General features: G+C 65.4%; 25 protein-coding genes. 13 read left to right on the top strand and 12 right to left on the bottom strand.

Annotated features, from left to right (window positions below; genetic code table 11):
* The first annotated feature begins 154 nt into the window (after positions 1–154).
* The gene (locus tag RAD15_RS37730) at positions 155–595 is read left to right on the top strand and encodes a DUF1489 family protein (protein ID WP_458183790.1); all 441 of its coding nucleotides are present in this window, start codon (positions 155–157) and stop codon (positions 593–595) included.
* Here RAD15_RS37730 and panC read toward each other — a convergent pair.
* Positions 592–1,443, bottom strand: coding sequence for a pantoate--beta-alanine ligase (panC, locus tag RAD15_RS37725; protein ID WP_458183789.1), 852 nt, complete (start codon positions 1,441–1,443; stop codon positions 592–594). The genes RAD15_RS37730 and panC overlap by 4 nt on opposite strands.
* A gap of 284 nt (positions 1,444–1,727) precedes the next feature.
* Here panC and RAD15_RS37720 point away from each other — a divergent pair, with 284 nt between their 5' ends.
* From RAD15_RS37720 to RAD15_RS37705, 4 genes are all read left to right on the top strand, one after another.
* On the top strand, positions 1,728–2,651 hold the full coding sequence (locus tag RAD15_RS37720) for a division plane positioning ATPase MipZ (protein ID WP_458183788.1): 924 nt from the start codon (positions 1,728–1,730) through the stop codon (positions 2,649–2,651).
* Between the two features lie 342 nt (positions 2,652–2,993).
* Positions 2,994–3,854, top strand: a complete 861-nt coding sequence (locus RAD15_RS37715) for an alpha/beta fold hydrolase (RefSeq protein ID WP_458183787.1) — start codon at positions 2,994–2,996, stop codon at positions 3,852–3,854.
* A gap of 125 nt (positions 3,855–3,979) precedes the next feature.
* On the top strand, positions 3,980–4,729 hold the full coding sequence (locus RAD15_RS37710; RefSeq protein ID WP_458183786.1) for a VWA domain-containing protein: 750 nt from the start codon (positions 3,980–3,982) through the stop codon (positions 4,727–4,729).
* A 73-nt stretch (positions 4,730–4,802) separates the two neighbouring features.
* Positions 4,803–5,528 (top strand): DnaJ domain-containing protein, encoded by a 726-nt coding sequence (locus tag RAD15_RS37705; protein ID WP_458183785.1) that lies wholly within the window; start codon positions 4,803–4,805, stop codon positions 5,526–5,528.
* 218 nt (positions 5,529–5,746) lie between these two features.
* Here RAD15_RS37705 and RAD15_RS37700 read toward each other — a convergent pair whose 3' ends face one another.
* On the bottom strand, positions 5,747–7,609 hold the full coding sequence (locus tag RAD15_RS37700) for a serine hydrolase (RefSeq protein WP_458183784.1): 1,863 nt from the start codon (positions 7,607–7,609) through the stop codon (positions 5,747–5,749).
* Positions 7,610–7,996: 387 nt separating this feature from the next.
* Here RAD15_RS37700 and RAD15_RS37695 point away from each other — a divergent pair, with 387 nt between their 5' ends.
* Entirely contained in the window at positions 7,997–8,335 is a 339-nt protein-coding gene (locus RAD15_RS37695; protein WP_458183783.1) for a phasin family protein, read from the top strand.
* A gap of 72 nt (positions 8,336–8,407) precedes the next feature.
* Here the strand turns inward: RAD15_RS37695 and RAD15_RS37690 are convergent, their stop codons facing one another.
* Positions 8,408–8,530, bottom strand: a complete 123-nt coding sequence (locus RAD15_RS37690) for a hypothetical protein (RefSeq protein ID WP_458183782.1) — start codon at positions 8,528–8,530, stop codon at positions 8,408–8,410.
* A gap of 397 nt (positions 8,531–8,927) precedes the next feature.
* Here RAD15_RS37690 and clpS point away from each other — a divergent pair, with 397 nt between their 5' ends.
* Positions 8,928–9,260, top strand: a complete 333-nt coding sequence (gene clpS / locus RAD15_RS37685) for an ATP-dependent Clp protease adapter ClpS (protein WP_458183781.1) — start codon at positions 8,928–8,930, stop codon at positions 9,258–9,260.
* Positions 9,261–9,568: 308 nt separating this feature from the next.
* Positions 9,569–11,980 carry an ATP-dependent Clp protease ATP-binding subunit ClpA gene (gene clpA, locus RAD15_RS37680; RefSeq protein WP_458183780.1) on the top strand — a complete coding sequence of 804 codons (2,412 nt, stop codon included), beginning with the start codon at positions 9,569–9,571 and terminating at the stop codon, positions 11,978–11,980.
* Between the two features lie 70 nt (positions 11,981–12,050).
* Here clpA and RAD15_RS37675 read toward each other — a convergent pair whose 3' ends face one another.
* From RAD15_RS37675 to RAD15_RS37650, 6 genes are all read right to left on the bottom strand, one after another.
* Positions 12,051–12,509, bottom strand: a complete 459-nt coding sequence (locus RAD15_RS37675; RefSeq protein ID WP_458183779.1) for a translation initiation factor 2 — start codon at positions 12,507–12,509, stop codon at positions 12,051–12,053.
* A gap of 130 nt (positions 12,510–12,639) precedes the next feature.
* Entirely contained in the window at positions 12,640–14,061 is a 1,422-nt protein-coding gene (locus tag RAD15_RS37670) for an MFS transporter (protein ID WP_458183778.1), read from the bottom strand.
* 102 nt (positions 14,062–14,163) lie between these two features.
* Positions 14,164–14,325 carry a hypothetical protein gene (locus RAD15_RS37665; RefSeq protein WP_458183777.1) on the bottom strand — a complete coding sequence of 54 codons (162 nt, stop codon included), beginning with the start codon at positions 14,323–14,325 and terminating at the stop codon, positions 14,164–14,166.
* A gap of 75 nt (positions 14,326–14,400) precedes the next feature.
* The gene (locus tag RAD15_RS37660) at positions 14,401–15,426 is read right to left on the bottom strand and encodes an aldo/keto reductase (protein WP_458183776.1); all 1,026 of its coding nucleotides are present in this window, start codon (positions 15,424–15,426) and stop codon (positions 14,401–14,403) included.
* 117 nt (positions 15,427–15,543) lie between these two features.
* A complete protein-coding gene (locus tag RAD15_RS37655; protein WP_458183775.1) occupies positions 15,544–15,777 on the bottom strand; it encodes a hypothetical protein in 234 nt (77 codons plus the stop codon).
* A 92-nt stretch (positions 15,778–15,869) separates the two neighbouring features.
* Positions 15,870–16,826, bottom strand: coding sequence for an AraC-like ligand-binding domain-containing protein (locus RAD15_RS37650; protein WP_458183774.1), 957 nt, complete (start codon positions 16,824–16,826; stop codon positions 15,870–15,872).
* A gap of 196 nt (positions 16,827–17,022) precedes the next feature.
* Between RAD15_RS37650 and RAD15_RS37645 the strand changes: the two genes are divergently transcribed.
* A complete protein-coding gene (locus tag RAD15_RS37645; RefSeq protein ID WP_458183773.1) occupies positions 17,023–18,039 on the top strand; it encodes a carbon-nitrogen hydrolase family protein in 1,017 nt (338 codons plus the stop codon).
* 36 nt (positions 18,040–18,075) lie between these two features.
* Here RAD15_RS37645 and RAD15_RS37640 read toward each other — a convergent pair whose 3' ends face one another.
* Positions 18,076–18,714, bottom strand: a complete 639-nt coding sequence (locus RAD15_RS37640) for an HAD family hydrolase (protein WP_458183772.1) — start codon at positions 18,712–18,714, stop codon at positions 18,076–18,078.
* Between the two features lie 71 nt (positions 18,715–18,785).
* A complete protein-coding gene (locus RAD15_RS37635) occupies positions 18,786–19,838 on the bottom strand; it encodes a TRAP transporter substrate-binding protein (protein WP_458183771.1) in 1,053 nt (350 codons plus the stop codon).
* Positions 19,839–19,956: 118 nt separating this feature from the next.
* Between RAD15_RS37635 and RAD15_RS37630 the strand changes: the two genes are divergently transcribed.
* The 4 genes from RAD15_RS37630 (at position 19,957) to tsaA (ending at position 22,610) form a co-directional block, all read left to right on the top strand.
* On the top strand, positions 19,957–20,895 hold the full coding sequence (locus RAD15_RS37630) for a transglycosylase SLT domain-containing protein (protein WP_458183770.1): 939 nt from the start codon (positions 19,957–19,959) through the stop codon (positions 20,893–20,895).
* Positions 20,896–20,999: 104 nt separating this feature from the next.
* Entirely contained in the window at positions 21,000–21,740 is a 741-nt protein-coding gene (locus tag RAD15_RS37625; protein ID WP_458183769.1) for an AzlC family ABC transporter permease, read from the top strand.
* On the top strand, positions 21,737–22,087 hold the full coding sequence (locus RAD15_RS37620) for an AzlD domain-containing protein (RefSeq protein ID WP_458183768.1): 351 nt from the start codon (positions 21,737–21,739) through the stop codon (positions 22,085–22,087). Before RAD15_RS37625 ends, RAD15_RS37620 begins: the two co-directional genes overlap by 4 nt.
* A 31-nt stretch (positions 22,088–22,118) precedes the next feature.
* Positions 22,119–22,610, top strand: coding sequence for a tRNA (N6-threonylcarbamoyladenosine(37)-N6)-methyltransferase TrmO (gene tsaA / locus RAD15_RS37615; RefSeq protein WP_458183767.1), 492 nt, complete (start codon positions 22,119–22,121; stop codon positions 22,608–22,610).
* Positions 22,611–22,613: 3 nt separating this feature from the next.
* On the opposite strand, the gene RAD15_RS37610 is transcribed toward tsaA, so the two are convergent.
* Entirely contained in the window at positions 22,614–23,039 is a 426-nt protein-coding gene (locus RAD15_RS37610; protein ID WP_458183766.1) for an HIT family protein, read from the bottom strand.
* Positions 23,040–23,069: the final 30 nt, after the last annotated feature.

The following is a 23,069-nucleotide window of genomic DNA, read 5'->3' as shown; positions in this document are numbered from 1 at the left end:
TGCGAAGAAGCCGCCGGCTCCGAAGGCCGCGCGGGCGCCGGCCGCCGCGCCGGTTCCGCTCGCGCCGCCGCCGGCCGCGGCGGCCGCTCCCGCGGCTGCGGATAACGAGTAGATCGGCATTCCAAATGGATGGCTGCCCGGCTAATGCTGGGCCATGCCACTCCATCTGATCAAGCTCGCCGTCGGCTGCGACTCCATCAAGGAATTGAAGGAGTGGGTGGCCGAACGGATGCAGACCGCCAAGAAAAAGGGTCTGCCGCAACATCACATCCACATCACCCGCATGGTGCCCAAGCGCGATGCCGAGATCCTCGCCGGCGGGTCGCTCTACTGGGTGATCAAGGGCGAGGTCGCCGCGCGCGAAAAGATCATCGGCATCGAGCCGTTCCGCGACAAGGACGGCATCGGGCGCTGCCGGATCGTGATGCAGCCGAAGGTGATCTCGGTGTCGCCGCGGCCGATGCGCCCGTTCCAGGGCTGGCGCTATCTCGCTGATGATTCCGTGCCGCCCGACCTCGGCAAGTCCGCCGCCGGCTCGATCGCGGCCATGCCGGAGCCGATGCGCCGCGAACTGCGCGATCTCGGATTGCTCTAAACCGCGATATTGTCGATCAGCCGGGTCGTGCCGAGCCTGGCCGCGACCAGGATCCGCAGCGGCCCGTCCTTGCGTGAGGCGACCGGCGCCAGCGTCGCGGCATGGCGCACCTCGAAATAGTCGAGCGCAAAGCCGGCTGCCTTGATGGTCTCGGCGCCGCGCGCCATCGCCGGCGCGATCGCCTCGCCGCCACGGATGCGCCCGGCGCTGTCCTTCATGGCGCGGTAGAGCGTGGTCGCCGTCTGCCGCTCCTGCGGCAAGAGGTAGACGTTGCGCGAGGACATCGCGAGCCCGTCGCGCTCGCGCACCGTGCGGGAGCCGATCACCTTGACGCCGAGGTCGAGGTCGTGCGCCATCTGCGTCACCACCCGCAACTGCTGAAAATCCTTCTCGCCGAAGATCGCAAAGTCCGGGCGGCATTGCGTGAACAGCTTGCCGACGACGGTGGCGACGCCGCCGAAGAAATGTGGCCGGAAGCGGTCCTCGAGGCCGGCCAGCGCCGGTCCCTCCGGCACGATGCGGGTGGCAAAGCCCTCCGGATACATGGCCTCGACGCCCGGGTGCCAGACGATGTCGACGTCCTCGGCGGCGAGCTTGGCGATGTCGGCCTTCCAGGTGCGCGGATAGGCGCCAAAGTCCTCGGTCGGGGCGAACTGGGTCGGGTTGACGAAGATCGAGACCACGACGCGGCTCGCGCGCCGCTTGGCGAGGCGAACCAGCGACACATGCCCGTCATGGAGCGCCCCCATGGTCGGGACCAGCGCGATCGTGGCCTTTCGCTTGCGAAGATTGTCGACGGCGCGTCGCAAGGTTGGGACCGTGCGAGTGATCATGGGGCTGGGTGACATCAGGACTCGACTGGGTTGGGGAATCGGCGCGGCGTGGCCTGGCGCCCGGGGCGGCTAACCTTAACAAGCGGCGATCATGGACGCCACGCATCCGGATGCGGCACAGCATCCCGCGTAAGGCCGCGCAGGATGTCGCGACATTGTGGGCTGGATCACGGACGCGAGGCGGCGCTGCGATTCATCATCAGAACGGCGCGCTGCGATTTGCATGACCTGTCACGCATTTCACTTGACCGCAGACGCGGTCAACTCGAAGATATTCGTTAGGGGTGTTGAGGATCGCTATGCTTGTGCAAGCTAGCCAAGGCCAATCGGGCTCGGCGCATGTCGTCGTGCTCGGCAACGAAAAGGGCGGCTCCGGCAAGTCGACCACCGCCTTGCACATCGCGGTCGCGCTCCTGAAGGCCGGCCAGCGCGTCGCCACCATCGACCTCGACTGCCGTCAGCAGAGCTTCACCCGCTACATCAGCAACCGTTCGGCCTGGGCGCACCGCACCAAGCTTGACCTCGAGCTGCCGGTGCATCGCTGCATCAAGCTCGGCGAGACCATGCAGATCGCCGAGAACGAGAATTCCGAGTTCCAGCAGTTCATGGAGGCGGTCTCGGCGGTCGAGAGCAGCTTCGACTTCATCGTCATCGATACGCCCGGCACCGACAGCTACCTGATGCGCCTCGCGCACTCGATGGCCGACACGCTGGTGACGCCGATCAACGACAGCTTCCTCGACTTCGACGTGCTGGGGACCGTCGATCCCGCCAACTACGCGGTGACGGGCGAGAGCCATTACGCCGAGATGGTGCGGGACACCCGCCGCAAGCGCCGCCAGCTCGACGGCGCGACCACTGATTGGATTGTCGTGCGCAACCGCCTGTCGATGCTCGGCTCCCGCAACAAGCAGCTGGTGGCCGAGGGCCTCAAGGATTTGTCGCTGCGGCTCGGCTTCCGCTACGTCGACGGCTTCGCCGAACGCGTCGTCTATCGCGAATTCTTCCCGCGCGGCCTGACCGCCCTCGACGAGATCGACGAGGCCACGCTCGGCATGCGGCCTAATCTCGGCCATCTCACCGCACGGGAGGAGGTGACGAGCCTGCTCCGCCAGCTCAAGCTGCCGCTGGACGAGCGCGGCCGCCGCCGTGCGGCAAATCGCGCCGAGTGGTTCAGCCAGATCGACAAGCCGCTCGAGGTCCACGACATCCTCGGCGCCTGAGGCGGCGGTATATCGCTACTTCAGTCGACTCGAACGGCCTGTTCCCGCGGGAACCGAACCGGCCTCTGGCCGTTTTCACCCCACGTTCACCGCGAAATTGAACCCAATCCGGCCCGGTTGCGTCAGATGGTGATCTGCATCCTGACGTAGCCGTATGAGAACGGGATGCTCAAGAAACGTGTGCGACGCACAATGAAAGGGCTGCCGGTTCACAATATTTGGCCTTCCTGTCACGCTGCTGTGACATATATTAGGGAATAGGCGACAAGGGGCCAAAGAGCCCTAGAGAACACGATTTTCAACAGGGATTCAGGCCGCAAGAGCCTGAGGCTGAGGACGAAAATGAAGCGTGGAATTGCCGTTCTGGTTTCGGTCAGTGCTCTCTGCGGCATCGCCTATTTCACGGCGAGCAAGTGGGCCATCAAGCACGAGACCATCACCTTCTACGACGCTTCGCGCGACAATCGCCCGGTGCCTGTCGACATCGCGATCCGTCGCGACAAGGAGATGCAGGCCAATGCTGGCATGATCACGATGCCGGTCGCGGTGATCAATCACGGCAACACCGTCAAGAACACCGAGTACGGCTTCCTCGCCAACATCTTTGCTGCGCGCGGCTATCTCGTCGTGAGCCCCCAGCATGACCTGCCGACCGACCCTCCGATGGTGACCAAGCCCGGTGAGCTCTATGTCGGCCGCCTGCCGCAGATCCTGCGCGGCGTCGCCAACATCCATCTCGCCATGCAGGAGATGAAGAAGGTTCAGCCCAACGCCGACTACGACAAGGTGACGATGGTCGGCCACTCCATGGGCGGCGACATCACGATGTACTTCGCCAAGCAATATCCGGATGAGGTCAAGAAGGTCGTCACGCTGGACAATCTGCGCGTGCCCTTCGTCACCGCCGGCAAGTTCAAGATCCTGTCGTTCCGTTCCACCGATCCGCAGTTCAAGGCCGATGCGGGCGTGATCCCGACCGACGAGGAGTGCGAGAAGGCGGGCATCCAGGTCGTGAAGACCGAATTCCAGCATAACGATATGCGCGACACCGGTCCGGATGTGGCCAAGAACTCGATCCAGGGCATGCTCGACAAGTTCCTGAGCGCGACGGACAGCGAGATAGCGCCGGTCGACACGCAATCGTCGCCGCCGAAGATTCTCGAGCCTGGTCCGGTCGCGCTGATGGCGCCGGCCAAGAGCTGATCTCTCCCTCATAGGCAGTCACGATCTTCAAAGCCCCCGCCGGCGTCCGCCAGCGGGGGCTTTGCACATTGACCCGGCTGCCTGCACTGACCACATTATGTGCTCACGCACGATGAAGATCAGGGATGTCGGGCGAACCCATTAAACCGCGTGGTGGCGATGCCGTCTCGGGGCAAACGGGCGGCGCGGTGCCGCAGGCCGGGACGTCGACCTCGGAGGACATCGCCGCCTTCGTCGCCAAGGCGCGCGCGCTGTCACCGCATACCCCTGGCGCGAAGGGGCGGCTGATCTTCGCACTGGATGCGACGATGAGCCGGCAGCCGACCTGGGACATGGCCTGCGCGCTCCAGGCCGACATGTTTCGCGAGACGGCGGCGCTCGGCAGTCTCGACATCAGGCTGGTCTACTATCGCGGTTTCAACGAGTGCCGCGCCTCGGGGTGGATCTCCGACAGCGCCAGGCTGGCGACGCTGATGAGCAAGATCGATTGCCGCGGCGGCGATACCCAGATCGGAAAGGTGCTGGCGGAGGCGCGGCGCGAGGCGATCGCATCCGGCGTGCGTGCGGTCGTCTTCGTCGGCGACGCCATGGAGGAGAAGGTCGACGAGCTCTGCACCAAGGCCGGCGAGCTCGGCATGCTCAAGGTGCCCGTGTTCGTGTTCCAGGAAGGCCACGACGCCGTGGCCGAACAGGCCTTTCGCGAGATCGCGCGCCTGACCGGTGGTGCCTGGTGCCGGTTTGATCCCGGCGCGGCGGCGCAGCTGCGCGAGCTGTTACGGGCAGCTGCCGCCTATGCGGCCGGCGGCCGCGAGGCGTTGCTGAAGCTGGCGAAGACCGCGAGCGGCGCGGCGATGCTGATCGGCCAGATGAAGTAGCGCTCGGGCCGATGCAGCACGTGACGGAAGCAGACGCCATGCTTTTTGACAGCAGGACGACTATATTCGGGTCATGACCCTGATTGCCGGCGCTGTCGCCGTTATCACGCTTTATCTTCTGCTCCAGATGTTCCGCGCTGCCAACCCGGCGGTGCTGGCACGTGCCATCAGGTTCGGTGGCGGCGTGCTGGCGCTGGCGGTCGCGGCCTTCACGGGCCTGCGGGGCGAGCTGGCGGTGGCGATCCCGCTCGGGATTTTCGGTGCAGGGCTCTTGGGCTGGACACCGCTGGCAAACGCCGGCTTCGGCAATGTCGGCGGGCTGTTCGGTGGCGGCGCGGCGCCGTCGCCTAGGCAAGCCTCGCGCGTGCGCTCGCAATTCCTGGATATGCGGCTCGACCATGATTCCGGCCAGCTTGGCGGCCAGATCGTTGCAGGGCCTCACGCCGGGCGCGATCTCGACGAGTTCGATCTCGCTGGCCTGCTGGCGATGGTCCCGACGTTCGACGCCGAGAGCGTGGCCTTACTTGAAAGCTATCTGGACCGCCGGTTTCCCGCCTGGCGTCAGAACGCGCAGGGCGACGCGGCAGGGCGGCAGCGCCGCACGGCGGCGAGCGGCAAAATGACGGCGGAGGAGGCCTATCAGATCCTTGGCCTGCAACCGGGCGCGGGGCGTGACGACATCAGCAGGGCTCACAAGTCCCTGATGAAGAAACTCCATCCCGACCAGGGGGGGTCGAACTATCTCGCTGCCCGTGTAAACGAGGCCAAGGATACTCTGCTTCGCACGCATAACGGCTAACTCCGGCACTACGCTACAAACGCCCGTACCGCGTGAGCTCCGCTTGCTCTGTCTGCCGTCGCCCTGATGCCCGCCGTTGTCGGCGTGGTTGATCCGTTGAGTAAAGTTTTAACCGTAAATCCTTGACGAGAGGTTGTCGCGGAACTGGCATCGACGCCCGCCAAAAACAAAAATGCCCGCGCAAGGCGCGGGCATTTTGATTGGCGGTTTGCGACGGATCAGTTGCGGACGGTGATGCAGGAGATATCGGCGCGCTTCAGGGCGCGGCAGACGGCTTCGGCCTGGTCGCGCTCGAGCCCGGCGAAGCGGGCGCGGTAGAGCTTGCGATTGTCCTTGGCGACGACCTCGGTGAACGGGTCGGCCTTGCTGAGCAGACCGCGGGCAGAGCTGCGCGCGGCGTCGATGCGCTGCTGGGCTTCGTTCTCGCTCTCGAGCGCGCCGACCTGCACGATCCAGCCGCTGTGGGTGACGACCGGCTTGGTGGTGGCGCTCATCTGGATCGGCTGCGGCGCCGGATCGGCCGAGGCAAGCTTCGGAGCAGCCGGGGCGGGCGCGGCGGCGGTTGCGGCCGGCAGCACGCCGAGGATGCCGTTGCCAGTGCCGAAGCCCGCCGGCTGGCGCGGCAGTTCGGCGCGGGCGGTCTCGGCCTTCGGCGCTTCCGGCTGGCTGGCGATCTCGGGTTTGTTGATGAGATCGGCACGGGCGACGACGGCGGTGGAGGTCTCCGCGACGTCGGAGCGGGATGGAATGGTGCTGGTAACCGGCGGTGCGACCTGAGCTGATCCGACCTGGGCCGGGGTGGCGGAGGCGACCTTCACGGCGCCGGCCTTGACCTGAACCGTCTTGACGCGGACCGGCTTCATCGGCTCGGACGAGCCCGGAATGATGGAGAGCGGTTGGCTCGAGATCACGCCGTTGGTGAGCGGCGCGGGCTCGATCTTGGATTCAGTCGGCCTGGCTTCGGGCTTGTTGGCTTCGGGTCTGGGCTGGGACGGCGGCACGGCGGCGGTCGCAGCCGCCAGCGTCGACAGGCGTGCGGCGAGACGCGACGGGGCTGCTTCGGGGGCTGGGGCAGAAGCGGTCTGGACCTGAGGCGCGGGCCGGGCCGGTGTATCCGACGCGTCAGCGACTTCGGTGCTGGCGTCAGCGCCGTTGCGCTCGGTGACCGCGGCGACGGTGTGGTTGGTCGCACCCTTCTCGAGGTTCTCCGCGAGCAGGTTGCGCATGATGGCATCGCGCGAGCCGCCGCTGCGGCCGCCCAGCACCACGCCGATCAGGTGGCGGTTGCCGCGGCGCATCGAGGTCACGAGGTTGAAGCCGGAGGCGCGGGTGTAGCCGGTCTTGATGCCGTCCACGCCCTCGACACTGCCGAGCAGGTGATTGTGGTTGCGGATCGACTGACCGCGCCAGTTGAACGTCGAGGTCGCGAAATAGCGATAGTAGCGCGGGAAGCGCTCCTGGATGGCGCGGCCGAGCGTGGCCTGGTCGCGCGCGGTCGTGACCTGCTCGTCGTTGGGAAGGCCGTTGGCGTTGCGGTACACCGTCTTGGACATGCCGAGCGAGCGCGCCTTGCGCGTCATCATCTGGGCGAAATCGTCTTCGTCGCCGCCGATCGCTTCGGCGATGACCACGGCGGCGTCGTTGGCAGAGCGGGTGACGAGGCCCTTGATCGCGTCCTCGACGCGAATGGTCTGGCCGGCACGCAGGTTCAGCTTCGTTGGATCCTGATCGGCGGCGTGCTGGGACACCGGCATCTCGGTGTCGAGCTTCATCTTGCCGGACTCGAGACGCTCGAACAGCAGATACAGCGTCATGATCTTGGTGAGCGAAGCGGGGTGCCGAATTCCGTCGGGGCTCGTTGCCTGAAGCACGGAGCCGGAATTGCCGTCGACGATGATGGACGCGAATTTCGGGCTGGAGTTCTCGGACACATCGCGCTGCACCCGGTGGTGCGCGTAATGGCGCCGGTGGCGCCGCGCCTCGGCAGCATCGGTGGTGAAGATGACTGCGGTGGTGACCGTAAGAAGCCCGAAAACGCCAACCCGCGCCAAGCGCGAGGAAGACAAGTTTTTACGAAGCATGGAACCCCGTCCCCGTTTCTGACTTGATCACCGGCTCGTGAGGCGAAATTGTGCCCAATGGACCCGGGATCATTACCTGCTCAGGCTGCCCCTCCGCTGGTGTTCGCCGCGGGGGACGTTGGACCTGAGCCGCTATTCTGGCTAAGGTGATGTTCTCAAACGGCTTTCGCCATTTGCTGAAGATGAACACGTCCAGGGAATCAGGGTAGGGGGCCGCGGTTTCCAAAAGCTTAAGGAACCCTTGCGGGAAATCCCGGGAATCTCCGCGATTTGCATCTAGTTTTGTGCGTCGCACAAGATTCTTGACTTTTTTGTGCGTTGCACTAATTGTGGGCAGAGTCAGGGAGCCGGGGCTTCCCGACGAGAGCCAGGGAAAAGGATTCCGAAATGTTCAAGGTTGAAGACTTTCAGAACTACGGGAAAGAGCACTTCGAGCAGTACGTCGCCTCCGCGACCTCGGTGCAGCACGGCCTTCAGGCGATCGCCAGCGCATATGGCGACTACACCAAGAAGTCGTTCGAAGACACCAAGTCCTTCGTCGAAAAGCTTTCCGGCGTGAAGTCGCTGGACAAGGCCATGGAAGCGCAGACCGACTTCGCCCGTTCCGCCTACGAGACCTTCGTTGCGGAGTCGCAGAAGATCGCCGGCCTCTATAACGACCTCGCCAAGCAGGCGTTCAAGCCGGTCGAGACCATCGTGTCGAAGTTTACCCCGGCCGCCAACTAGCGCTCCGACCTTCTGGAATCGAAAAAGCCCGGCTGATCCAGCCGGGCTTTTTTATTTGCGCGCGAGGAAGACTCAGCGCGCCATGCGCAGCTTCGCAGCGATGCGCCCGATGTCCTTGAACATCAGGGCGATCTGGATCGCCGGCATCGCCGGACAGAGCCTCTCGGCGTTCGCACCGTAGAAAACCGGAGGCATCCCGCGCGAGATCGTCGCAGCCGCGTTGACGACGGTTCCTGACCAAACACGTTCTAAAGGGGCGGGGTCGAAGTTTTTGTCAAATCGGTCCGGATTGATTAACCTTGGTGAGGATCGCCGGATCGGGAATCAGGACCGCCGCGGCCGCATCGGCCGAGCCGTTGCACGCTTGCGGCGAGCCGGGGGCGGGCCCATATTCGGTGCAGCCGACCCGGCTTGGACCGGGCCGGTTGGAAGCGGCGATCCAACAGGGCGGCGCGCCTGTGCGAGGCTCCGAAGGCTGGGGCCGCGCGGTGAACTGTCATACGCTTCCGTGGGGAATTTGAACGCCTGAGCCATGCCGCAATTGTCTTCCAGACTTGACCTGTCCGCGGCCGTCGCCGCCCACGCTCCCCGGATGAGCAATGACGAGAACCGTTCCGGCGGTCCCTCTACGCCGAACACGTCCGTCATCACCAAGGTCAAGCCGAAGACCAAGCGGCCGAACCTGTATCGCGTGCTGATCCTGAACGACGACTACACGCCGATGGAATTCGTCGTCCACGTGCTGGAGAAGTTCTTCCAGAAGGACATCGAGGCAGCGACCAAGATCATGCTGCACGTCCATCATCACGGCATCGGGGAGTGCGGCGTGTTCACCTACGAGATCGCCGAGACCAAGGTGACGCAGGTGATGGATTTCGCCCGGAAGCACCAGCATCCGCTGCAATGCGTGATGGAAAAGAAGTAAGAATACCTCTCGGCGCGTTTGAAGCCGGCTCTTGTGTCCGTCGCAGTTTGTGCGTGTCGCCGCGTGATCGTCGCCTGACGTCTGCGCGCAATGTCCGTTGCAGCCGGCAAAATTACGGAATCCCGCACCGGCGCCGATCCCGCCCAAATCGGAACGGGTTTTGCATCGAAAGATGCCGCAGGTGTGCAGCCTGCCGGAGTCGCGGAACCGGTCTTTCGCCGCGATCTTGTATAACTATATGTGACAAAGGTTGTTGTTGCCTGACCGGGCGAGGACGATCATGATGGTGGGGGCCATAGAGGACGCGAATGCCGACTTTTTCCCAAAGCCTTGAACAATCCCTGCATCGTGCGCTGGCGATCGCAAACGAGCGTCATCACCAATACGCGACGCTCGAGCATCTCTTGCTCTCCTTGATCGACGACTCCGATGCAGCCGCCGTCATGCGTGCCTGTAGCGTCGATCTCGACAAGCTCCGCACGAGTCTCGTCAACTATCTCGAGACCGAATTTGAAAACCTGGTGACGGATGGCGCCGACGACGCCAAGCCGACCGCCGGATTCCAGCGCGTGATCCAGCGCGCGGTGATCCATGTGCAGTCGTCCGGTCGTGAAGAGGTGACCGGCGCCAACGTCCTGATCGCGATCTTCGCCGAGCGCGAAAGCCATGCCGCGTATTTCCTGCAGGAGCAGGACATGACGCGTTACGACGCCGTCAACTACATCAGCCACGGCATCGCCAAGCGGCCCGGTGTCTCCGAGGCGCGGCCCGTGCGCGGCGTCGACGAGGAGACCGAGACCAAGGGCAGCGAGGACGCCAAGAAGAAGGGCGAGGCGCTCGAGACCTATTGCGTCAACCTCAACAAGAAGGCGCGCGACGGCAAGATCGACCCGGTGATCGGACGCAATTCCGAGATCAACCGCGCGATCCAGGTGCTGTGCCGCCGGCAGAAGAACAACCCGCTGTTCGTCGGCGAAGCCGGCGTCGGCAAGACCGCGATCGCGGAGGGCCTTGCCAAACGCATCGTCGACAGTGAAGTGCCGGAGGTTCTGGCGGCTGCGACCGTGTTCTCGCTCGACATGGGCACGCTGCTCGCCGGTACGCGCTATCGCGGCGATTTCGAAGAGCGCCTGAAGCAGGTGCTGAAGGAGCTCGAGGCGCATCCCAACGCCATCCTGTTCATCGACGAGATCCACACCGTGATCGGTGCGGGCGCGACGTCGGGCGGGGCGATGGATGCCTCGAACCTGCTCAAGCCTGCGCTTGCCTCGGGCACCATCCGCTGCATGGGCTCGACCACCTACAAGGAATACCGCCAGCACTTCGAGAAGGACCGCGCGCTGGTGCGGCGCTTCCAGAAGATCGACATCAACGAGCCGACGGTCGAGGACGCCATCGCGATCCTCAAGGGCCTCAAGCCTTACTTCGAGGACTACCATCGGCTGAAGTACACCAATGAGGCGATCGAGGCTGCGGTGCAGCTCTCCTCGCGCTACATCCACGACCGCAAGCTGCCCGACAAGGCGATCGACGTGATCGACGAGTCCGGTGCGGCGCAGATGCTGGTGGCCGAGAACAAGCGCAAGAAGACGATCGGCATCAAGGAGATCGAGACCACGATCGCCTCGATGGCGCGGATTCCGCCCAAGAGCGTGTCGAAGGATGATGCCGAGGTGCTGAAGCATCTCGAGCAGACGCTCAAGCGCACCGTGTTCGGCCAGGACAAGGCGATCGAGTCGCTCGCCGCGTCGATCAAGCTGGCGCGTGCCGGTTTGCGCGAGCCGGAGAAGCCGATCGGCTGCTACCTGTTCTCGGGTCCGACCGGCGTCGGCAAGACCGAGGTCGCAAAGCAGCTCGCGGCGTCGCTCGGCGTGGAGCTGTTGCGCTTCGACATGTCGGAATACATGGAGCGGCACACCGTGTCGCGCCTGATCGGCGCGCCTCCCGGCTATGTCGGATTCGACCAGGGCGGTCTGCTCACCGATGGCGTCGACCAGCATCCGCATTGCGTGGTGCTGCTCGATGAAATCGAGAAGGCGCATCCCGACCTTTACAACGTGCTGCTCCAGATCATGGACCACGGCCGGCTCACCGACCACAACGGCAAGCAGGTCAACTTCCGCAACGTGATCCTGATCATGACCACGAACGCCGGTGCTTCGGATCTCGCCAAGCAGGCGTTCGGCTTCACGCGTTCGAAGCGGGAAGGCGACGACCACGAGGCGATCAACCGGCAGTTCGCGCCGGAGTTCCGCAACCGTCTCGATGCCATCGTCTCGTTCAGCCATCTCAGCGTCGAGGTGATCGGCACGGTGGTCGAGAAGTTCGTGCTTCAGCTCGAAGCGCAGCTCGGCGATCGCGACGTCACCATCGAGCTGTCCGAGCCCGCCAAGACCTGGCTGGTCCAGCACGGCTACGACGAGCAGATGGGCGCGCGTCCCATGGCCCGGGTGATCCAGGAGCACATCAAGAAGCCGCTGGCTGATGAGGTGCTGTTCGGGAAGCTGAAGGGCGGCGGCCATGTCCGCGTCGTCCTCGTCAAGGACGAGGCCGACGAGACCAAGGACAAGATCGGCTTCGAATTCGTCGAGGGCCCGGTCACGCCGAAGCAGGAGAAGCTCCCGGGCACCCGCAAGCGTCCGCCGGGCAAGTCCAATAAGCCGGGTGGCCCCGGCGGCTCCAAGGGGCCGACCTCCAAGGGACCGCTGGTCAAGGCTTGATCGAAAGCGTCATGAATTGAAAAGGCCGGCTGAGAAGCCGGCCTTTTTGTTTGTGTCGCAGCGCTGGATTCTAAGTGCCGGTGTCAGGCGCGGACGCCGCGGGCGGCCGCGGTTTCTTCGGCGCGGGCGGCCGTCCGCGGGGAGGGGCCGCCGGTTGCATCGTCACGATGACCGGATTTGGCTTGTGATCGGTTGCCGCCCCCGTCGCGGCATCGACGCCCATGCCGATGAGGCCGCCGGCCAGAATATTGCCGGCGAAGCCGGCGGCGCCAGTGCCTGAAACTTCCTTGGTGAGCTGCACCGTCTGGGATTGATAGCCTTCCTTCTCGAAGGTGATCGTGATGTCGGCGCTGCGCTTGGCGACGATGGCGCAAGGCGTGGTGCAGGTGGTGGGCACTTCGAGCCCGGAGACCATGGCTTCCACGCCTGAAGGTGTCGATGAGATGCTGATGTTTTCGGTCGTGCCACGCGTGACAGACGCGCAGCCGCCCAGCATGACGCTGAGCGCCACAATTCCAAATGAACGCATGAAATGCCCCTTATTCCCCGCCGCACTGAAGCGCAACCAGGGCGGGAGGGCAATACGTCATTGATCCAGATAGTTAAGCCACGCACAGGTTGCGCGTGAGAACAGCGGGAACCTGGGCGTGGGGCTGGCGTCAATCGCCGCGCAGTCGCTGATCATCCTGCACGCGGACATGTTCGGCGCCGCGTGCGCCGGCCGGAGACAGCCGCAGCATGCTCAGCACCGCGCCGCAGAGCGCGAATCCGACGCCTGCGAGGAGTGCCAGCCTGGTTCCTTCGATGGGGTAGCGACCGAGCAGCAGCGCGACCAGCGCTGCGCCGGTGGTCTGGCCGAGCAGCCGCGCCGTGCCCAGCATGCCGCTGGCGCCGCCGGCGCGCTCGCGCGGGGCGGCCGCGATCATGGTGCGGTTGTTGGGGGTCTGGAACAGGCCGAAGCCGGCACCGGCCAGCGCCATCCGCCAGATGACGTCGAGCGGCGTCGGCGCCGCCGGCAGGAAGGCGAGTGCGCCGAGGCCGCAGGCGAACAGCGTGAGCCCGATACCGCCGAGCAGGCCGGCCGGATAATGCTCGACCAGGCGGCCGGCGAGCGGAGCTGCGAAGGCCACCGCAATCGGCCACGGCGTGATCAGCAGGCCCATATGCACCGCCGAATAGTCGAAGCGGCTCTGGAGGTAGAAGGGGATCGCGACGAAGGCCAGCATCTGACCGCAGAACGAGGCGATCGAGGTCGCAATCGAGAGCGCGAACACCGGGATGCGCAACAAATCGACCGGCAGCAGCGGCGAGGTCATGTGGGTTTCGCGCCAGATCAGCAGCGCGCCTGCCACGAGGGCGACGGCGAACTGCACGAGACAGGTGATGGCCGCCTCGCCGTGACCGACGCTGTCGACGGCGGCGATCCCGACGCCGAAGGTGATCGCCGACAGCCCCGCGCTCTGCCAGTCGAACGCATGGCTGGCGGGCCTGGTGTGCGGCAGGCTGCGCAGGCCCAGCACCAGCGTCATCGCGCCGAGCGGCACGTTGATGGCGAACAGCCAGGGCCAGCTTCCGACCGCGAGGATGCCTGCGGCGAGCGTCGGGCCGATCGCGGCCGAGAAGGCGACGACGAGCGCGTTGAGCCCGATGCCGCGGCCAAGCTGGCTGCGCGGATAGGTGAAGCGCACCAGCGCCGCGTTGACGCTCATGATGCCGGCCGCGCCAAAGCCCTGGATGATGCGCGCGACCGTGAGCAGCGGCAGCGTATGCGCCAGCGCGCAGAAGGCGGATGCGAGCGTGAACAGCACCAGCCCAACGAGGTAGACGCGGCGATAGCCGACGATCTCGCCGAGCGAGGCCAGCGGCAGCAGTGAGATCGTGATCGCGAGCTGGTAGCCGTTGACGATCCAGATCGAGAAGGCCGGGCTCGCATCGAGATCGGCCGCGATCGTCGGCAGCGCCACATTGGCGATGGCGCTGTCGACGACCGCCATGATGATGCCGAGCGCAATCGTCAGCACCGCCTGGTTGCGCTGCGGCTGCGGCAGGCCGTCGGCATGCTCGATCGGGGCAGGCGACATGATGGAAGCGGGCTTGATTCGAGCCGTGATTCATCTCCGAAATAGGAAATTGCCGGATCGATCGCAACCCGGCAGGACCCGGACGGTTCCTGCGCCGGGCTCTCACCAGCGCGCTGTCGACTTTCCGAAGACGTAGAGGGCGACGAGCCCGACAGTCACCGCCGTCGAAAAAATCAGGATGCGGCGATCCCAATCGATCCGCGTCCGCTCGGCGCGGCTCAGGCTGAGGACCGTGAACAGGGCCTTCATGGCAAATCGGCGCATCGGGGGCCTCGCGTCGACTGTAGCATCCCACGGTCGACGCAAGCAGGCTTGATGCAGCTCAAGCGCGGGCGTGGTCTACACCGGCGGCGGATTGCGGTCGGTGAAGGTCACGCGCTGGTGCCAGTAGGGATAAGGCAGCGTCACCTTGCTCGCGGCATCGAGCTTTGCGAGCTGGTCCTTGGTCAGCGACCAGCCGACCGCGCCGAGATTTTCGCGCAGCTGCGTCTCGTTGCGCGCGCCGATGATCAGCGTCGAGACCGTCGGGCGCTGCAGCAGCCAGTTCAGTGCGATCTGCGAGACGCTCTTGCCCGTCTCTTTCGCGACCTCGTCGATCGCATCGACCACACGATAGACGTGCTCGTCGGGCACGGGCGGGCCGAACTCGGCCGTCTTGGGCAGGCGGCTGACGTCCGGCCTGGGCTGGCCGCGACGGATCTTGCCGGTGAGGCGTCCCCATCCGAGCGGCGACCAGACCACGGCGCCGAGCCCCTGGTCGAGGCCGAGCGGCATCAGCTCCCATTCGTAGTCGCGTCCGATCAATGAGTAGTACGTTTGATTGGCGACGTAGCGCGGGAAGCCGTGCTTGTCGGCGGCGGCGAGCGACTTCATCAGGTGCCAGCCCGAAAAATTGGAAACGCCGACATAGCGGATCTTGCCGGCGCGCACGAGCACGTCGAGCGTGCCAAGCACCTCTTCCGGCGGCGTGAGGGCATCGAAGCCATGGAGCTGGAACAGATCGATATAGTCGGTGCCGAGCCGCTTCAGCGAAGCATCGATGGCGGTGAGCAGATGTTGCCGCGATGAGCCGATGTCGTTGGGACCGTCGCCGAAGCGGAAGGTGGCCTTGGTCGAGATCAAAACCTTGTCGCGGCGGCCCTTGATGGCCTCGCCGAGGACGCGTTCGGACTCGCCGAGCGAATAGACGTTGGCGGTGTCGAACATCGACACGCCGGCCTCGAGGCAGATATCCAGCAGGCGCCGCGCTTCGGTCGCGTCGGTCGTGCCCCACGCAGCAAGGCGGCCGACGCCGCCGAACGTGCCGGTCCCAAGACTCAGGGCGGGCACCATGAGGCCTGACCGGCCCAAGCGTCGGTATTCCATCGATATGCTCCTCGGCTGGCCCGCTGATTGATCCGTGCGGCCTTGGTGCCGGATGATAATGCAAGCGGGTGCCTTCTCCTATCACGCGCTCACATACCGGCCTTGCCTGGGAATGGCCTAGTCGTGCCGAAGCATGTCATCCAACGCGGCATCGACGACGCGCGGGCCGAGCGTCGCGGGACGCTGGGCCTCGCCTCTCGCTACGGGTGAGGGAAGGCAGACGGGTTCGCCGTCACGCGCTTGCCGCGGCAGGAGCGTCAGGCTCCAGCCCACCACGACCAGCACCGCGAGCCGGATCGCGATCGCACCCAGCAACAGCTCCGTTCCGCTTGTTGTGGCGTGAGTCCTCATGCGCGCCAGCCTGATGCACGAGGCCTGACTAGACAATCTGGAATTGGCGAGCGTTGCCTTCGTTCTGAGCGAAGGCTCGGGAAGATGGCTGCTCAATGCCGCAGCTGGCTCTGCCTGAAATCGCGGGGCGACATTCCAAAATGCTCGCGGAAGACACGTCCGAAATGCGAGAGGTCGTTAAAACCCCAGGCGAAGGCGATCTCGCTGATGTGGCGGTGGGCGAGCACGGGTGAGGCGAGATCGCGCCGGCATTGGCCGAGACGTTCGGCAAGGACGTAGCGCTGGAACGAGGTGTCTTCGTCGGCAAGAAGGTCGTTCACGTAGCGCGCCGAGATGCCGAGCGCGGCGGCGGCGTCCGGCAATGAAAGGTCGGGATCGGCGAGGTGCGCGCGCACGTGCGCCTTGAGGCGGTAGAGCAGGGCGGAGCGATGGGTCGAGGATGGCAGCGACGTCTTGCCGAGCCGCTCGCCCAGCGCCATCGCCAGCAGATCGACGGCCTGCTCTGACAACGCGGCGGCATTGTCCGGCGCAAGCCGGTCCGCGCTCTGACAGAGCCTCAAGATGAAGTCGTACGCGAGCCGTTCGAGCGGCACATCTGCGCCAAACGACATCGCCGTGAGCGTCTCGGTGCCGCCGAGCCGGCGCCGCAACATGTCGCGGGGCACCTTGAAGATCGTTTGCGTGAACGTATCGTTGAACTTCAGCTCATAGGGGCGCGTCGTGTCGTAAAGCGCAAACTCGCCGGGATGGATCGCGGTTTCGCGGCCGTCCTGCACCACGCCGCCGGCGCCGCGATTGCCGAGTGCGACCAGAACAAAGTCCTGATCCGAGCGCGCGATGCGCGACGGCGTGCGGAAGACGTGCTGGCGGTCGGAGCAGACCTCGGAGCACACCGCCTTGCCGAGCGGGGCCTGCGTGACCGAGCCGCGAAAGGCGCTGCCGAGGTCGGACTTGCAGTCGAGCCCGACGAACACGTCGCAGACGATATCCTGCCAGAGGGCGAGCCGCCGGTAGCCGGGGCTGCCGTCCGTCGTGAACTGGATTGGCATCGGCAAGCCTCCCTTTCACATCCAGCAAAGCCGCATGTCGGCGCAGATCCGGCCTGACCGGAGGCAAGTTCCGTACCGGGGGCAATCGCATGCGGTCGAGTTTTTGTTCCGTCCTGGTCGAGCGCCTGGCTGCCCGCCTCGGCCAGATAGACTGCATCGGACGTGGTCTCCGATCAACCGGGCAATGGAGGCGGCAATGGGCATCGAACATCCGAAATACAAGGTGGCGGTGGTGCAGGCGGCGCCTGCCTGGCTCGACCTCGAGGCCTCCATCGACAAGTCGATCGCGCTGATCCAGGAAGCGGCCGAAAAGGGCGCCAGGCTGATCGCCTTCCCGGAAGCCTTCATCCCCGGCTACCCCTGGCACATCTGGATGGACTCGCCGGCGTGGGCGATCGGGCGTGGCTTCGTGCAGCGCTATTTCGACAATTCGCTGTCCTATGACAGCCCGCAGGCCGAGCGGCTGCGCGATGCCGTTCGCAAGGCGAAGCTCACTGCGGTGCTCGGCCTGTCAGAACGCGACGGCGGCAGTCTTTATCTGGCGCAGTGGCTGATCGGGCCGGACGGCGAGACCATCGCAAAGCGCCGCAAGCTGCGGCCGACCCACGCCGAGCGCACCGTCTATGGCGAGGGCGACGGTAGCGATCTTGCCGTGCATGCGAGGGCCGATATCGGCCGGATCGGTGCGCTGTGCTGCTGGGAGCATCTCCAGCCGCTGTCGAAATACGCGATGTACGCCCAGAACGAGCAGGTCCATGTCGCGGCCTGGCCGAGCTTTTCGCTCTACGATCCCTTCGCGCCGGCGCTCGGCGCCGAGGTCAACAACGCCGCCTCGCGCGTCTATGCGGTGGAGGGCTCCTGCTTCGTGCTGGCGCCGTGTGCAACGGTGTCGCAAGCCATGATCGATGAGCTCTGCGACCGTCCCGACAAGAATGCGCTGCTGCATGTCGGCGGCGGCTTCGCAGCGATCTACGGGCCCGACGGCAGCCAGATCGGCGACAAGCTCGCGCCGGACCAGGAGGGGCTGTTGATCGCCGAGATCGATCTCGGCGCCATCGGCGTCGCCAAGAACGCCGCCGACCCGGCCGGGCACTATTCGCGGCCCGACGTGACGCGGCTGCTGCTCAACAAGAAGCCCTACAAGCGCGTCGAGCAGTTCGCGTTGCCGGTGGATACCGTCGATCCCGCTGATATTGCCGCGGCGGCGAGCTGATCGCCGCCGCGAGGACGGAGTTGTTGTCGCTCTCGGCTACGCGACACAATGGCCGAGCAGCTCCGGATGCGCGGCGCAGATGTGATGCGCGCCGGCATCGCGCAGCTCGGCTTCGCTGCCGTAGCCATAGAGCACGCCGATCGCCGTCATGCCGTTGGTGCGGGCACCGACAACATCGTGGCTGCGGTCGCCGATCATGATGGCACTGGCGGGATCGATCTTGGCCTCGTCGAGCGCGTAGCGGAGCAGGTCGCGCTTGTCGACGCGCGTGCCGTCGAGCTCGGAGCCGAACACGCGCTCGAAATACGGCTTCAGGCCGAAATGATCGACGATGCGGGTGGCGTAGACGGCGGGCTTGCTGGTGGCGACGAACATGCGCGGCGTCGTCGCAGCCAGCGTCGTCAGGGTGTCGACGATACCGGCATAGGCTTCGTTCTCGAACAGGCCGATATCGCTGAAGCGCTCGCGATAGAGCAGCAGCGCGCGGTCGGCGAGCTCGTCGCTTCCCGTGAGCTTTTTCAAGCTGGCATGCAGCGGCGGCCCGATGCACCAGGTCAATTCATCCTCGCTCGGGACCGGCTGGCCGAGCCGCTCCAGCGCGTACTGGATCGAGCGGGTGATCCCGGGCTTCGGGTTGGTCAGGGTGCCGTCGAGATCAAAGAAGATTGTCGCCATTCCCACCCCGGTCCGCTGGTTATGCCACCCCGTTGCTAGTGGGATCGGCCTTCAAGTCAAGTCCCGATGCGTCATTGTTGCCGGGCCCATTCGACGATCGCGGCGGCATCCGCGCCGGCCTGTGCCTCCCAGCTGGCGATCGCAGGCGTTGCCGCCTCCCGGAGCGCGGCGACAAGGGACGCCGGCGCCGGCTCGGCGATGCGGACGCCATTGTCCCGCATGCGCGCGTAGTTCTCGATCGTGCGATGGGCCAATAGCGCGAACTGGCTTTGCTCGGTCTCGGCCGCGGCAGTCAGCACTTCGCGCTGCATCGGCTCGGGCAGCGCGGCAAAGGCCTCGCTGCGGACGAAGGCGATCGAGACCGGCATCGCGTAGTTGATGGCAGTGAAATGCGGCAGGAAGTCCCAGAGCTTGCGTCCCGCGCCGCCGTCGCCGGAGGTGAGGAACGCGTTCAGCCGGTGCTCCCTGAGTCCGGCGAGCGCCGCGTCCATCGGCAGAAATTGCGCGTTGGCGCCGGCCGCGCGCATCACCTCGCTGGAATTGGCATCATAGGCGCGCAGATTCAGCTTTGGCAGGTCGTCGGCGCCGTCGAGCGCGTGGTCCGACCACAGGCCCGTAGCCGGCCAGATCGTCAGATAAAGCAGTTTGAGGCCGCGCGCGGCGAGCGCCTTCTCGTAGAGCGGGCGCGCCCGCAAATTGCTGGCGCGGGCGAGGTCGACCGATTGCACGAGGAAGGGCAGGGTGGACAATCCGAGCACCGGGTCAATGCCGGAGAGCGCGCCAGCGAAGGCATCGCCGCCGGCGATCCGGCCGTCCAGTACGGCGCGCGGCATCTCGCCCGAATTGATCTTGAGCTTGTTGTCGAAGGCATTGGCCACGTTCACGAAACCGTTTGTGCGCACCGCCACGCGATCGGCGAAGGTGGTGAGCCCGATCCCGGAGATGTTAGTCTCGGGGTATTCCGTGGTCATCTGCCAAGTGATTTGAGAAGTGGCTTGAGAGGTGACTTGCGGGTTCAGCTGTGCGGCGGCTGGCACGAGGCTCAGCACGAGCGCGACCAGCGCGAAAATGACGCGGATCCGTTTGGCGGGGACACGCATTGGGAGAGACAGGTCAGGCAGCATATTGACAACTCATCGAACCATGGCACGACGCCGCAACGGGGCAGATCACCTTGTCGCATGCCGCACCAAGGCGCGCCACAGTCGTGCCTGCCCATGGTTGAGGCGGATTGCATCGCCGATGATCGCTGCGCTGCTGGTCTCGGCGACGCCCGCGTGGTCGGATGACTCGCCTGCAAAGCCCGACACCGCGGTGCCCGGCGTCGAGGAGCCCGCGAAGCCGCCGGAGAAGCCCGCGGACGCGCGCGAGAGCGACACGCGGGAGTCGATCTGCCTGATCATCGAGGCCGCCGCGCGCGACAATAACCTGCCGCTGGAGTTCTTCGCCCGGGTGATCTGGCAGGAAAGCCGCTTCCAGGCCGATGCCGTGGGTCCAACGACGCGCAGCGGCGAGCATGCGCAGGGGATCGCGCAGTTCATGCCGGGCACCGCGAGCGAGCGCGGGCTGCTCAATCCCTTCAACCCGGTGCAGGCGCTACCGAAGTCGGCCGAATTCCTCAACGAGCTGCGCAACCAGTTCGGCAATCTCGGCCTTGCCGCGGCCGCCTACAATGCCGGACCGCGCCGGCTGCAGGAATGGCTCGCCGGCACCGGCGGCATGCCGGAGCAGACCCGCAACTACGTCTATGCCATCACGGGCGCCAGCGTTGACGCATGGGCCAAGGCGGGCAGCACCGGCAAGGGACCGCCGAGTTCGCCGCCGACGAGCTGTCGCGATCTGATGGCGCTGTTGAAGCGCGCGCCAAATCCGTTCGTCGCCGAGCTCGAGCAGCATGTGGAGCTTGCCGCCGCCAAGATCTGGGGCGTGCAGCTCGCCGCCGGCTTCGACCGCAACAGGGCGCTGGCGATGTATTCCCGCGCGGTGACGCGGCTGAGCGCCGTGATCGGTGACCGCGATCCGAGCCTGCTCTCGTCGGTGATGCGCAGCCGCGGGACGCGCGCGTTCTATCAGGTGCGCATCGGCGCCGACACGCGCAACGAGGCGGATGATCTGTGCAATCGCATCCGCAAGGCCGGCGGTGCGTGCTTCGTGCTGAAGAACCGGGGTGTGAGCGGGTAGGGCCCTCGTCGGCGTGCATGCCAGCCCCGCCGCGTGCTTCCTTGACGCCGGTCGCTGCATTGCCCGTTATGCGGGCACGATTCCGCAACTCGGCCCAAACTCCCGTGGCGCTTCCTCCGCTCGACTCTCCTCAATGGCAAAGCCCGTGGCGCGCTTTTGCGTGGGGCCTGCGCTCGATCACGCAGACGATCCTCACGCTCGTCCTGTTCGCGACCTATCTCGGCATCGGCGCGCTTGCTCATGATACTCATTTCAGCCTGCTCTGGGCGCTGTGCTCGACGCTGTTCGTCTGGGCAGGTCCGGCGCAGATCATTCTGATCACCACGCTCGGCTCGGGCGCGACCATCATCCAGTCGGCGATCGCGGTGACCGTCAGCGCCATCCGGCTGTTTCCGATGGTCGTCTCGGTGCTGCCGCTGATGCGAACGCCGACGACCAAGCGACGTGAACTGTTCTTCGCGGCTCATCTCACCGCCGTGACGCTGTGGGTCGAGTGCCATCGCTTCCTGCCGCAAGTGCCGCGCGAGCGGCGGATCGCCTTCGTCAACGGACTTGGCTTCGGCCTGGTCTCGGTGTGCCTTACCGCCAACACGGTCGGCTATTTCCTCGCCGCCAACCTGACGCAGACGCTTGGCGCGGCGATCCTGCTGCTGACGCCGCTGTCGTTCCTGTTCTCGACCGCGCGCAACAGCCGCGAGGCCGCCGATGTCGTCGCGCTGGCGCTCGGGGTTCTGCTCTATCCGCTGGCGGCGAAGATGAACTCCGGCCTCGACATTCTCGTCAGCGGTTTGGTGGCCGGCACGATCGCCTATGGCGTCCACTGGTGGCGGGAGGTGCGCGCATGAGCTACGCGCAGCTGATCGGCGACTGGCAGGCGCTCGTCGTGCTGTTCGTCGCAGGCGTTATTCCCAACCAGGTATGGCGCATGCTGGGCCTGTGGTTCGGCGGCGGCATCGACGAGGGCTCCGAACTGCTGGTCTGGGTGAGGGCGGTCGCGACCGCGATCCTGGCCGGCGTCATCGCCCAGATTGTGGTCCAGCCGCCGGGCGCGTTGGCCAGCGTGCCCGATATCCTGCGCTATGGCGCGGTGGGCGCCGGCCTCGTCGCCTTCCTGTTGACCCGCCGCTCGATTTTTGCGGGCGTCGTCACCGGCGAAGTCTTCATGCTGGCCGGCAAGTGGTGGTTGGGCTAAAACCGCCGGCGAACAGCAAGGAACACGACATATGGTTCGCGAAAACGAGCTCCGCGAGGGCGAGGTCGCCATCGAGCTGCCGCCCGCAGAGGATGCCGGCCTGGTCTTCATCGGCCGTATCCGCACGCCCTGGACCTCGCGGATGGAGACGCCGCGCCAGGGCCGTCAGGACGGCCCGATCTGCCGGCTCGAGATCTTCGAGCCGTTCGTGCCGGCCATCAAGGGCGTCGATTTCTACAGCAATCTGGAAGTGCTCTACTGGCTCGACCAGTCGCGCCGCGACATCGTTCTGCAGAGCCCGAAGAACAACGAGAAGACCCGCGGCACGTTTTCGCTGCGCTCGCCGGTGCGGCCCAATCCGATCGGCACGTCGATCGTCAAGCTGGTCGGGATCGAAGGCAATGCGATCCTGGTGCGCGGGCTCGACTGCATCGACAACACCCCGCTGATCGACATCAAGCCCGACCGCTGCGAGTTCACGCCGCTGGCCGCGCCGCAAGCCGGGGATTTTCAGACGGAGTGACGATCAACCCTTCAACGCCGCGATCAGCTTCGCCGCATTCTCTTCCAGCACCTTGCCGTCTTCCTTGCGACTGGCCGGCGGCAGCATCGCCACGCCGTCGTGACGAGGCAACACGTGCATGTGGAGGTGAAACACCACCTGTCCGCCGGCGGGCTCGTTGAACTGCTGGACGGTGATGCCGTCGGCATTAAATGCCTTCATCGCCGCGATCGCGATCTTCTTCGCGCCGCGGGCGACATGGGCGTAATCGTCCGGCTTGATGTCGAGGATGTTGCGGGCAGCGGCCTTCGGGATCACCAGCGTGTGGCCTGATACCCGCGGCATGATGTCGAGGAAAGCAAAGACGTGTTCGTCCTCATAGACCTTGTTGCAGGGCAGCTCGCCGCGCAGGATTTTTGCGAAGATGTTGTTGGTGTCGTAGGCGGTCATGGCGGCGGCTCCCAGGAATTTTATGCTTCG

Source organism: Bradyrhizobium sp. 14AA (assembly GCF_054185205.1).
The sequence above is the reverse complement of the archived record's forward strand: the minus strand, read 5'-3'. Positions and strand labels throughout refer to the sequence as shown.